The 11,962-nt window shown below is 37.8% G+C and carries 12 protein-coding genes and 4 pseudogenes; 10 read left to right on the forward strand and 6 right to left on the reverse strand.

Annotation, left to right across the window (positions count from 1 at the left end; translation table 11 throughout):
* Positions 1 to 151: 151 nt before the first annotated feature.
* Entirely contained in the window at positions 152 to 1,588 is a 1,437-nt protein-coding gene (locus DSM106972_RS41075) for a cellulase family glycosylhydrolase (RefSeq protein ID WP_127086113.1), read from the reverse strand.
* A 113-nt stretch (positions 1,589 to 1,701) separates the two neighbouring features.
* Here DSM106972_RS41075 and psb32 point away from each other — a divergent pair, with 113 nt between their 5' ends.
* Positions 1,702 to 2,436 carry a photosystem II repair protein Psb32 gene (gene psb32 / locus DSM106972_RS41080; protein ID WP_127086127.1) on the forward strand — a complete coding sequence of 245 codons (735 nt, stop codon included), beginning with the start codon at positions 1,702 to 1,704 and terminating at the stop codon, positions 2,434 to 2,436.
* Between the two features lie 70 nt (positions 2,437 to 2,506).
* Here the strand turns inward: psb32 and DSM106972_RS41085 are convergent, their stop codons facing one another.
* From DSM106972_RS41085 to DSM106972_RS41100, 4 genes are all read right to left on the reverse strand, one after another.
* Positions 2,507 to 2,893, reverse strand: coding sequence for a DUF4346 domain-containing protein (locus tag DSM106972_RS41085; RefSeq protein ID WP_127086114.1), 387 nt, complete (start codon positions 2,891 to 2,893; stop codon positions 2,507 to 2,509).
* Positions 2,894 to 3,075: 182 nt separating this feature from the next.
* Positions 3,076 to 4,281, reverse strand: a complete 1,206-nt coding sequence (locus DSM106972_RS41090) for a GNAT family N-acetyltransferase (RefSeq protein WP_127086128.1) — start codon at positions 4,279 to 4,281, stop codon at positions 3,076 to 3,078.
* Between the two features lie 138 nt (positions 4,282 to 4,419).
* Positions 4,420 to 5,001, reverse strand: coding sequence for an acyl carrier protein phosphodiesterase (locus tag DSM106972_RS41095; RefSeq protein WP_127086115.1), 582 nt, complete (start codon positions 4,999 to 5,001; stop codon positions 4,420 to 4,422).
* Positions 5,002 to 5,041: 40 nt separating this feature from the next.
* The gene (locus DSM106972_RS41100) at positions 5,042 to 5,566 is read right to left on the reverse strand and encodes a Fur family transcriptional regulator (protein ID WP_201800849.1); all 525 of its coding nucleotides are present in this window, start codon (positions 5,564 to 5,566) and stop codon (positions 5,042 to 5,044) included.
* A gap of 297 nt (positions 5,567 to 5,863) precedes the next feature.
* On the opposite strand from DSM106972_RS41100, the pseudogene DSM106972_RS56030 reads away from it, so the two are divergent.
* The 7 genes and pseudogenes from DSM106972_RS56030 to DSM106972_RS41135 all read left to right on the forward strand — a co-directional run.
* Positions 5,864 to 5,980 (forward strand): annotated as a pseudogene (locus DSM106972_RS56030) (chlorophyll a/b binding light-harvesting protein); the annotation flags it as partial.
* Between the two features lie 168 nt (positions 5,981 to 6,148).
* A pseudogene (locus DSM106972_RS41110) lies at positions 6,149 to 6,425 on the forward strand (chlorophyll a/b binding light-harvesting protein); the annotation flags it as partial.
* A 103-nt stretch (positions 6,426 to 6,528) separates the two neighbouring features.
* Positions 6,529 to 6,849 carry a hypothetical protein gene (locus DSM106972_RS41115; RefSeq protein ID WP_127086117.1) on the forward strand — a complete coding sequence of 107 codons (321 nt, stop codon included), beginning with the start codon at positions 6,529 to 6,531 and terminating at the stop codon, positions 6,847 to 6,849.
* Positions 6,850 to 6,986: 137 nt separating this feature from the next.
* Positions 6,987 to 7,589: a flavodoxin gene (locus DSM106972_RS41120; protein WP_127086118.1), complete on the forward strand. Its 603-nt coding sequence runs from the start codon at positions 6,987 to 6,989 to the stop codon at positions 7,587 to 7,589.
* 31 nt (positions 7,590 to 7,620) lie between these two features.
* Positions 7,621 to 7,827: pseudogene (locus DSM106972_RS41125) on the forward strand (chlorophyll a/b binding light-harvesting protein); the annotation flags it as partial.
* Positions 7,826 to 8,008 (forward strand): annotated as a pseudogene (locus DSM106972_RS54250) (NADPH-dependent FMN reductase family protein); the annotation flags it as partial. The pseudogenes DSM106972_RS41125 and DSM106972_RS54250, both read left to right, overlap by 2 nt.
* A gap of 61 nt (positions 8,009 to 8,069) precedes the next feature.
* Positions 8,070 to 8,801, forward strand: a complete 732-nt coding sequence (locus DSM106972_RS41135; RefSeq protein ID WP_127086119.1) for an alpha/beta fold hydrolase — start codon at positions 8,070 to 8,072, stop codon at positions 8,799 to 8,801.
* Here the strand turns inward: DSM106972_RS41135 and DSM106972_RS41140 are convergent.
* Positions 8,767 to 9,777, reverse strand: a complete 1,011-nt coding sequence (locus DSM106972_RS41140; protein ID WP_233787426.1) for an NAD-dependent epimerase/dehydratase family protein — start codon at positions 9,775 to 9,777, stop codon at positions 8,767 to 8,769. The two genes, DSM106972_RS41135 and DSM106972_RS41140, sit on opposite strands and share 35 nt — an antisense overlap.
* Positions 9,778 to 9,988: 211 nt before the next feature.
* On the opposite strand from DSM106972_RS41140, the gene infC reads away from it, so the two are divergent.
* Positions 9,989 to 10,498 (forward strand): translation initiation factor IF-3, encoded by a 510-nt coding sequence (infC, locus tag DSM106972_RS41145; protein WP_019488884.1) that lies wholly within the window; start codon positions 9,989 to 9,991, stop codon positions 10,496 to 10,498.
* 225 nt (positions 10,499 to 10,723) lie between these two features.
* A complete protein-coding gene (locus DSM106972_RS41150; protein WP_127086120.1) occupies positions 10,724 to 11,092 on the forward strand; it encodes a sensor histidine kinase in 369 nt (122 codons plus the stop codon).
* The last annotated feature ends 870 nt before the right edge of the window (positions 11,093 to 11,962 follow it).

Consider the following 11,962-nt stretch of genomic DNA (forward strand, 5'->3'; position numbering starts at 1 on the left):
TAATTTTTACTTTTTTGCACAAAAAAACCTAGTATTTATACTAGGTAATTACTATATTTTGAGATGTCTAAATTATATGTAGCTCTCATTTTAATTTATACATCTTTCTATACAAATATGATAAAGATTATCAATTTTATATAGTGGTGCATCACGTGAGTATAGATACGCTAATTTGTGAGGGTTTATAGTTTGCTCCTAATTTGTCGGCACAGTATCCTATTTCTATCGTTTTTCCTGGTTGAATAACTTTTGCCCAGTCTACAGGGGTTGCTTCGTATATTAAATCTTTGATTGTGTAGCTTGCATTCCAAGTTTGTAGTATTTTGGCTTGATTAATTATAAAGTTTAACTTCCAATTTTTAGTTGCAATTGTGCCTTTGTTAGTAACGCGGAAGTTTATACAAAATCCTGCATTCCAATCTGCTTGTATTACTACTTCTACTGCTAGTATAGGCGCCGATGGGGTTGGAATGGGAGTAGGTGTAGGAGTTGGAGTGGGTGTAGGAGTGGGTGTTGAAGGTTGCGGTGTTAGTAAGGTTGCGAGAAGTTCTTGTTTTGCAGTGTTAATATTTACCCAATCGTCTAATAATATACCTGCTGTATCACTACTATTTGGATTCCAACACCAATAAGTAAAGGATAGGTTATTTTGTTTAATATAATCAATTAGTTGACGTTGCCAAATTCCTTCTTTGGAAGTGGTATCTATTTGTTTGCCTCCAAATTCTCCGATTAAAATTGGTGCAATTCCTTTTGCTGCTATATAGTAAAAACCTTTTTCCCAACGAGTATAAAGGTTTTGAGGAAATGTTGCTTCGCTAAACCAGGGTTGGTCTGCGACTCCTGGCCCATATTCATGGGGAGAATAAACAACTTTGTTGGCAATATTTAAACGTATAGGGTTATCCCCAACACCTTCTAAATTACCTCCCCACCAGTGTCCTGATAACTCTTGATTTAGTACATTCTTTGCAACACCTTCGACTACAATTAACCAATTAGGGTTTATTGCTAAAATTGCATTACCGCAACGTTCTGCTGCTAATCTCCAGTCGGTCGTTAAATCTCCTGTTCCCCAACTTGCCCGTCCATGTGGTTCGTTTTTTAAATCCGCAGCAACGACATTTCCTTGATTTCTATAGCGGTTAGCTAACATCTTCCAAGTATCTATCCAGTCAGCTTCGGTGAATCCGTCACCATACCATAGTTCAGGAATTGTTACATCATTGAGTCTATGACTGTCAAGCATTATTAATAGCTCTGAATTCGCAGCTTCCTGGATAATGATATCCATTATCTGTAATGGTGTTTTACCCTGTAAGTCACGATTGGCGCCGATACTAAAGTCTATAGAGCTAATATTATCAGAGCGTAATGCTTGAACAGAATAAGGTAAACGAATGATATTGTAACCTAAGCTTTTAATTTGACGTAGCATGTCTTTATAGTCTCGCTTCCACAGACCATGCGGTACATGCACATCGGTTTCCATCCCAAACCAATTAACTCCTCGCAAGCATACAGCATTACCGTTGGCATCTATTATCTGTGACCCTTTTGTTGAAAATGGAGTTTTGATAGCCATACTAGTTTTCGCACTGCTCCTGTTACTTTCAGGAAAATGATATTACTTATTTAGAGACAGAACACGTAATTATGTAGTATTTTTGGTTGAAGTCTGTGTTTTGGTTATCTCAGATGCAAAAGCTCCTAAACGTTGTCAAAAACTTACGGAAGCAAGTCCACGCAATTATTCTGCCGCTTATTTTATTCTTTGCGGTTTCCCTATTTGCTACCCCTGCTTTCGCTACAAGTGTGTTTGAACTACCTAACTTAACACCCGATACTTGGGTTGTTGATGAAGGTGAAGTTATTAGCCGCACTAGTGAAGGTAAAATTAGTACTGCGTTTGCTGACCTTGCCAAGCAAACTGGTAACGAAGTTAGATTTGTTACAGTTCACCGTTTAGATTATGGTGAAACTCCAGAAACTTTTGCTAAAGAACTTTTGGATAAATGGTTTCCCGATAAGGAAGCGCAAGCAAATCAAACGATAATGATGATAGACACCGTTAGTAACGGTATCGCGATTATTACTGGCGATAAAGTTAAACCATTAATGTCAGATGATACCGCCAAAAGTGTCGCCTTCGAGACTTTCTTGGCGCCATTGCGTGATGGAAACAAATACAATCAAGCATTCCTTGACGCAAGTAACCGCTTAGTTGCTGTACTTTCTGGTCAACCTGACCCAGGACCTCCAGCAATAGTAGAGGATGTCCAAGTTGAAGGCACTTTTAAAGATGCTGAAGAAACCGAAAAAGAAAGAAGCAATTCAACAGCATGGGTAATTGGACTATTAATAGCTGCCACAGTCATCCCGATGGCAACGTATTACATCTACTTAGTCAACCAACCATCATCAGATAGTTAAAAGTGCTGAGTGCTGAGTTCTGAGTAAAATTAGTCACTCAGAACTCAGCACTCAGCACTTTCCACTGCTTTTAGTCTTGCACATACTCGGCGCCTGTAATTAAAGCACTTTCTGCGCGTACAAATTCGCGACCGAGGTATGCAGCATGGTCGAACATAGTTACCGGACAAGGTTTTGTTTCTTCTAAAAGCTTGACACAAAGTTCTTTAGCGGTTCTGCCAGTGTAAAGAACTGTGTGAGTCCGTTCGACTTTGCCACGTGCGGGAATTACCTTTCCGGTTTCAGGGTCTACAGCTAAACCACGTTCATCAATAACGTTTGTGTAATGTTTAGCGCAAATTAGCCCAGCATCACGGTCAAGGTAAATAATAAAATAACCTGCTGGGTCTAGGTCGATGTGCCGTTGTGAGAGTTTGTCATCGATTGCTGCTAAATTTTCTTCTAATCTCAAGTTCATAAACTCCCTTCAACAAAAAATCCTGTTCCTGGTTATATTTGGCTAACGGCGCCAATTGTTTGTTTTAGTTAAATTCTAGATTTGATGAATAAGTACAAATCTAGAATCCAATATATAAAACAATACTTGCTTTCTTAATTTACACCTTATGTAAATAATACGTGCAATTACAGAACTATATATTATACTTTTTGTTCCGATTCACCGGGCGAATTTTTTTGACTAAAAGGTAATTCAGCATTAATTGCGTCTATTTCGCGCTGTTCTAATTGGTTCACCTCGCTAATATAAGGACGTAAAATTTGCTGTAAGCGCGCGTTGTAGAAGCGATGTAGGCTATAATTAGGCATTGCCGGAAAACCACGACGCTTTTTATGGCGCCCACCAGCACCAGGGTCAAACAATTGGATACCCTGAGAAATTCCCCATTCGATTGGTGAATAATAACAAGCGTCGAAATGTAAAGAGTCTATTTCCTGAGAACTTCCCCAATAGCGACCATACATTCTATCATCTTTATATAGACAAAACGACATTCCCACAGGTACACGGTCATTTTGTTCGCTATAAGCTGCCATAAACAAGACACGATGACGATAGTGTGCATGTAACGACTCAAAGAAGCGCTTCGTCAAATACTTACTACCCCACCAGCCAAATTTATCGCAGGTGTCAGCATAAAACTCGTACATTAACGGGAATAATGATTTAGGAATATCATCCCCTGTTAGAGGTTGTAAGCGTAAACCAACTTTTTCTACAGATTTACGTTCGCGTTTAATGTTGCGACGCTGGTTTGCGTTAAATACCCCTAAATAATCATCAAAAGTGTTAAAACCTAAATTTTGCCAAATAAAACTATGATGTAACCAGGGAGTAAAACCTTGACGTTCGACAATTGGTTGCCATTCGGGGTCAACGTAAAGAAAATTGCATGTTGCGATACGGTGCTTTGTACAGTACTTATCGATTTCATGCAGCATTATAGCTGTGATTTCTTCTTCATCTTCACCCCTGTCTATTAAAAATCGATATCCCTCTGCTGGTGTAAATGGTGTCATCCCCAATAGTTTTGGATAATACTCTACACCTATGCGCTGTGCTAAATCAGCCCATTGATGGTCAAATACAAATTCACCTTGACTATGCCCTTTGAGGTATAATGCAGCGGCGCCGATTAAAGTTTTGTTTCGCCAAATAGTCAAATGATTTGGCAACCAACCGTTACGTCCCGTTGCACTACCCGACACTTCTAAGTTGTTTAGCCATTCCCACTCTAAAAACGGAGTTTTCAATGGCATTGCTAAAGCATCCCAAGCAGCTTGCGGGACTTCGGCAATTTTGTTAGTCCAAGCGACTGAATAGCTAGGTTTTACTTGTTCAAACATTGCGAGATTCTCACTTCTTGACCAAACTGAACCATTCATGGCATACAATACTTTACTTAACTTAATCTAAATTCACTCAAATTTGTACTATTTTTGCGTAAAAGCCTATGAATGAGACAGAAGAGGGCGCCGTAACCGTTATTTAATATCTTTTAACAGAGGGAAAAACTCTAAAAAATCGTTTTCTAGGTCGATGTAGTTGTCTGTAAGTTCTTTTATTGCTGGTTCTAGGCGAATTTCAGTTTTATTTTTAAATCTTTGTGATAGCCTATTAGATAATCTAATTAATAAATACTCTATACCTTCTAAATTGCGATACCTTCCTAACCAATCTTCTTTTGCCATTTGTGTAATAACTTGATTTGCGTAATTTGGTAATGGTTCAGGATACGCTAAAAATGATTCGTATATTTCTGTTGTAAAATTATCTAAAGGCTGGCTTGAGTATATATACCAGTTTTTGGCTAAAAAATGGTCATAAAATCCATCTATTAAGATGCCAGCAAAGCGTCTATATACTGAATTTATTCGTTGTTTACTACGATGAACTATTAAATGTGAGTCAGTAAAAGCATCAATGAGTTGATGATGTTTTATACCTTGTTTAATTTGAGCATTTAGTTTTTCGCGCTCTGCTCCTTTAACCAAATCGGCTAGTAAGTTACCTAAGCGGCTTTCAATATCCGGTTTGGATAATAGTAGATGCGCTAACCAGTTCATTTTTATTATTTATGTTGAACTATAAACATCTTAGTATATTTTACTTGATCTCTGATTTAGTTTTCTCGTTCTGCTGAATAGCACGCGCGCAAACCCAATCATTCGGGAGCATCGCAGGCCATCCTTTTCTTATCGCTTCTGGACACACTGTATGAATTGTTAACTGGCAGTCAAGCATATCCAAACCAGCTTTCTGTACCTGCTTTAGTGCTTGTTTCATTACTGAGCTATCTTCAAACTCAATAGTCATGTTGCATTGAATACACACCGTATGGTGATGATTCATTTGAGAATTGGTATTTAACTCGTAGTGCTTATGTACCTCTGCTAGCTCTAACTCGCGTAAAATTTTCATCCGAGTCATGAGCTTTAAAGTCCGGTAAATTGTTGATAGACTTATTTTTTCTTCGCGAAGAGCCAATAATTCATGTACTTCCTCTGCACTTAAATGGCTTCCTTGAGGAAGATTCTCGAACAGATGTAGTATTACCTCGCGCTGAGAAGTAAAACGCCACCCTTTTGCATTTAGTTCCGATTTGAGAGAACCTGATGTACTCATAGTCACTACTTATATATATGCTACTTAGGTGCCCAACCTGTCGCATCCCTACATTTATCATGCTATTCCTTATTGCTTCGATTTGCAATAAAAAGTTTTATTGACAAAAAACTTTAAGTTTTGTTAAAAATTTATTGAAATATATTTTCAATAAAAATAGATATGCTAAATAACTAATAGAGTAAATTATCAAGAATTGTGGAAGGCAATAAAGTTGTTAGAGATGCCCATCAGTAAATACATCTGATGATATCTAGAATAACTAGTTGCTTCATATCCTCAACAAGGAGCTAGACGAAGACGATGCAAACATACGACAATCCGAATCTCAAGTATGATAGGTGGGCTGGAAACGCGCGTTTCGCCAACATGTCAGGTTTATTTATTGGCGCCCATACAGACAGCGAGAGCATGGTTAGCAAATGCTCACTTCTTTTTAGCGTTCTTTTTCTTCCAAGGTGATTTCTGACACACTCTACGAGGCATTGGCGTAGATTTTAGACAGGTTGGAGAAGCTATGAATTCTGTTGAAACACGTACACGACCTCAGTAAATATTAAGGTGGCTTTTAATACCCACTTCTTACTCATGATTGTAAATACAGAAAGAACTTTCGCAGCAGCCATTAATGCACCCTGGCTCATTGGTAATGCTCGTTTGACAGAGTTATCTGGTCAACTGCTCGGTGCCCATGTTGCACATGCAGGGTTAATAATGTTCTGGACAGGAACAACCACAGTAATAGAAACTTTGAGATATACACCAGGTGTGCCATTGTATGAACAAGGAATGATATTATTACCCCCTAAACGCAACTTTGGGTTGGGGTGTAGGCGCCGGAGGTTTGTTTCATGTCTTCCGTAGCATCGTATAAAGCGTAAGGTGCGTGACGCAACACAATTATTGACTTCGCTGAAAGATTCTTAAATGCTTCACGCACCCTACTTAAGATTTTTTATATATAACTCATGCTAGCAACATTATTTTGTGCTTTTTGTGCTTTTTGTGCTTTGGCAATAGTTATTCTAGCGCTTTCTAGTTTTTGGATAACCCTCAACCAAGGAGCTAGTCATGTCAAGAAACTGCATCAAATCCCTTGTACTAACTGCGACTTCTTTACCAATGATTATCGTCTTAAGTGTACAATTAACCCGCTTACAGCTTGTACCGAAGAAGCTATTGGTTGTCGTGACTTTGAGTATAAAACAATTACGTCTAATGCTTGCCAAAATCACCCACGTCAGGTAAGGAAACCAAAGAAACCGGGTTTCTTTGCTGAGATATTGTAATCAGAACAACGATTTTGCTTAGAAACCGGGTTTCTGCAATTTTTTTGCAATAATTTCCATTTTGGTGTAATCTCAATACTAGTTGATTATTACTTGCAACAGATAGCAGTAAATCTAGATCACAGTTGGGAGATACAATGTCTGCAAAAATTGGACTGTTTTACGGCAGTACAACAGGTAACACTGATGCCATCGCCGAACTTATTCGGAACGAATTTGGCAAAGGTTTAATCGATTTGCATTGCATGGCAGAAGCTAGCGAGCAAGATTTTGCAGACTACGATAATTTAATTATTGGCTCTCCAACTTGGGGTATTGGGAAATTGCAGCATGATTGGGAAATATTCTTCCCCAGGCTTGATTACGTAAACTTCAAAGGTAAAAAGGTTGCTTATTTTGGTTTAGGAGATCAAGTAGAATACCCGCGTAACTTTGTTGATGCAATGGGAATATTAGCTGCCAAAATTACTTCGTTGGGAGGTATACGAGTTGGTTCTTGGTCTACTAGAGGTTATAAGTTTGAAGAGTCGAAAGCTTTAATCAACTTACAACCTGTTGAATTGAGTAATGGTTCAATAACTTTGGTCGAGTCTCAAGTAATTCACGTCAGTAATGGAGTTAGAGCTTCCATTCAAGGAAATTTTGTCGGACTTGCCATTGATGAAGATAATCAACCTGAGCTTAGTATCGAGCGTATCAAAGTTTGGGTAGCTCAAATCAAAGAAAGGTTTGGACTTTAGAGGCTTTACAAATAAATAGTACGAGGTGGCTATGACGACATGTATTCGCAGCGCACCAGTTCCAGATGTGGGATGGTGGTCTGGTAACATGCGCTTGGTTAATTTATCTGGAAAACTACTAGGCGCCCATGTAGCTCATGCTGGTTTAATAGTTTTGTGGGCAGGTGCAATGACTTTGTTTGAACTGTCGCACTTTAACCCAAACCAACCGATGTATGAACAGGGGTTAATATTACTCTGCTCAAGGTGGAACAACAGTTGGATATTGGTCTAAAGATGGTTATGATTTTAATGAATCAAAAGCCCTTCGAGACGGCAAATTTGTTGGTTTAGCTCTTGATGAAGATAACCAATCTGATATGACAGACAGTCGTATTCAGCAATGGGTAGCTCAACTCAAGAGAGAGTTTGGAGTATAATATGTATGGTGGGACAAAACCCACCTTAGTTGATAAAAACAAGTTATTAAACATAATTATAATGACTACACCAGATACATTGTGGCTAACTACAAGCCCAGAACTAAAATTTTTCAATAACGCATTATTACGTCATTTATCTCGTCAAACATCCATTGCCCAATGGGAATATCATCAAAAACCAGATGACCCAAACTCACTTACTGTTGCCGTCACGCTGTTACATGATTATTTAAAAACACGTAAAAAGCCTGTTAATCTAATTGGTCATAGTATTGGTGGTTTGCTAGGATTACTCTACGCGCAAGAACATAAAGAAAGAGTAAAATCATTAACGCTGCTATCTGTAGGAGTCAATCCAGGTATTGATTGGCATTCGCATTACTACGTTCAACGTAAGCTGTTACCCTGTAGTCGTGAATTTATATTAAAACATATGGTTCAGACCCTATTTGGCTACCAAAACGAATGTACTCGTCAAAAACTAATTACGATGCTCGATAGAGATTTAAATAATTCTGCATCACCTCATTCCCTTTACGGTCACGCTAGTATTGCACCAATACCCGTATCAGTACCTCTGTTAGTTTGTGGTTGCCAAGATGATGTAATTGTAGACCCACAGCAAATTCAAGGTTGGCAAAATTTAGTTTCCAACACTACACAACAAACTTCTCCAACCATACGTTTGTGGCAATGTCCACAAGGAGGTCACTTCTTTCACCACTTTTACCCAGACACAGTAGCTAAAGAAATAACTAAGTTTTGGAATTTAAATTATTCTCATGCTTAAATTGAAAGTTTTGGCAAAAAATGTCTAATCCTTCTTCAAGACTAATACGAGGTTGATAATTCAATTCTTCGATAGCTGGGGTGATATCAAGCGTTTGACTAAAAGCCATTACTAATAGCTCATATCGAGTTAATATCGGTTTTTTGCCGAATAAAACTCTGTTCGATACAAATTCTAAAGCTTGTGCGACTTTATCCGCTAGCAAGTAAGGTACTGGTCTTAATTTTAACTCGTACCCCATTTTTTCCGAAAGTCGTTTTAATAAGTTAATTAAAGATATTGGTTGATTATTGCTGATATTAAAAATTTTACCAGATAACGTTTTGGGCGCCGTTTGGCATAGTAATAGTGCATCAACGACATTATCGATATAAGTCATGTCAATCAAAGCTTTACCATCGTTAATTAATGGTATGCCTTTTTGACTGGCGCCAACAAGCCTGGATAATATAGTATCACTATAACCAAAAATAGCACTCGGTCGAATCGTGATCACCGACAAACCCCGATGAAAAACTTTATTAATAAGGTTTTCTGCCATTAACTTGGTCAGTGCATAAGTATTTATTGGGGATACAACCGAAGTCTCAGTTAGATTAACTCTCGGAGAGTAGTTGAAATATATGCTTGACGTAGATACATTGATAAGTCGCTGGATTTCATAAATTTCACATCCCCTAATTACATTTCGGGTTCCAACCACATTTATATTATAGAAATCTTTATATTTACCCCAGGTAGACGATAACGCTGCACAGTGAAATACATATTCTTGACGTTTACAAGCAGCTAACACCGCATCCGCATCACGAATGTCAGCAGCTGAAAACTTTATCCCTTGCGTCTCTAACTGTCTCCCAACTTCTCGGTTCCGACCAAGTACTGTTACCTCTACACTGGAGTTAACAGAATTTAATCTTTCTGCCAGTCGTCTACCTAGAAAACCTGTACCACCCGTAACTAAAATTTTCATCATTAAATCTTGTCTCTGTGAACTCTGGTAAATGCTGCGTGAAAGCCTTGGAGGAAAGGGTTCTATTCATGGATAATAAAGGCTTTCACGCACCCTACATAATAATTAATGATTTTTTGGGTGACCCATCTACGAAAAATCAACGTTTCAGCCCCAAGTCGGATGAAAGGTATAATAAGCATGTGCTATGTTGGTATTACTTACTTTTACTTAGTTGAACAGAGAGGTAATCGTTATCGTAGTTCAAAAACAACAAATTAATTCGCAAATCAGGGCGCCTAAAGTCTTCTTGATTGACCACGAAAATAATAACCGTGGTCTTATGGATACTCGCGAAGCTTTAGAGTTGGCCGAAAGTCTAGAATTAGACTTAGTTATAGTCTCGGAAGGAGCAGAAGCTCCAATTGCGAAAATTATCAACTACGGCAAGCTTCAGTATCAAAAGAAAAAACGTCAAGGCAACAGTTCCAGACCAACGGTAAAGGAAGTTCGCTTCCGTCCAAATGTCGGTGCAGCTGACTACGAATTACGCATCAAGCAAGCTGCTGAGTGGTTGAGTAAAGGTGATTCCGTAAAATTTGCTATCCGTTTACGAGGTCGCGAAAATCAGCACCGTGAACTAGCAGGAAAAATGCTTGACCGTATCGTTAGTGACCTCACCCAAGTCGGAAAAGTTCAATCTCTCGATAAGCGTTCTTTGATTGTTCAAGTTATTCCCGCTTAAATTAATATAAATCCCAAATCGTCTAACTTAATAGTAAGGTGGGTTATCCTACCTTACTATTTATAGTTTTTAGTTATAAAATACTACATAACCAATAAAAGATTATGATTAAATACATACTTCTTCGCAGATAAGTAAGGGAAATATAAGTATGTAAAAATATTATTACAATTTTAGATATGAGCTGCGCCACGGTAGAGCCGATTAAGAACCTTAGCTACATTAATGATTTTACAAAATCGTTTCAAACTTACATCAGGCGCCGAAATCCAAGTTATCAAGCAATATGATAATTTACCATTGGTCGAATGCCATGCTGGACAGTTAAATCAAGCCTTCATGTACATTATTACCAATGCAATAGATGCAATTCAAGCAAAAGTCATTACAAATACTACCAGCTTTCAACCTTGTGTTGCAATAAGTAGATTTTTTCGATTTAATAACTATATAGCGATAAATATAAAAGATAATGGTAAAGGAATTTCTGAAGAAGTCAAACAGAACTTATTTGACCCGTTTTTTACAACAAAACCCGTTGGTCAAGGTATAGGAATGGAACTCAGTATTTGCTGTCAAATCATTACACAATAGCATAAAGGTTGTTTAGAATGTTCCTCAAACTTAGGAGTAGGTGCAGATTTTACAATCAAAATTCCTTTACACCAGCAATAGAGTTTTGTATAGCAGCATAAAATAATACAAAGAAGGCACCTAATTTGAGATTTTGGTATCATTATTTTGATAATTAAGCATTTTCTAAGTATTATTCGCAAAATAATCGGATTTTCATTTTATATGTAGGTATAATTAGTGCTTAATAAGCAAGTTTTTAGTTTCTTTTGTAGTAATAGTGCTGGTTATAGCAGTGTATATAATCATTTAAATTGGTAATGATATTTACCACAAAGGCTATTAGGGCACAGAGAAGAGATTTAAAGTTGGCGCCGCTATCTAAATAAGAAGTGTTGTTACATCTGTGGGAGATTTTCTCTAGAAATTTTCTAGGTAATGGCGCCGCTACCTAAATAAGAAGTGTTGTTACATCTGTGGGAGATTTTCTCTAGAAATTTTCTAGGTAATGGCGCCGCTACCTAAATAAGAAGTGTTGTTACATCTGTAGGAGATTTTCTCTAGAAATTTTCTAGGTAATGGCGCCGCTATCTAAATAAGAAGTGTTGTTACATCTGTGGGAGATTTTCTCTAGAAATTTTCTAGGTAATGGCGCCGCTACCTAAATAAGAAGTGTTGTTACATCTGTGGGAGATTTTCTCTAGAAATTTTCTAGGTAATGGCGCCGCTACCTAAATAAGAAGTGTTGTTACATCTGTGGGAGATTTTCTCTAGAAATTTTCTAGGTAATGGCGCCGCTATCTAAAATAGGAGTATTGTTACATCTGTAGGAGATTTTCTCTAGAAATTTTCTAGGTAATGGCGCCGCTATCTAAATAAGAAGTGTTGTTA

Source organism: Dulcicalothrix desertica PCC 7102, from assembly GCF_003991905.1.
GTDB lineage: Bacteria > Cyanobacteriota > Cyanobacteriia > Cyanobacteriales > Nostocaceae > Dulcicalothrix > Dulcicalothrix desertica.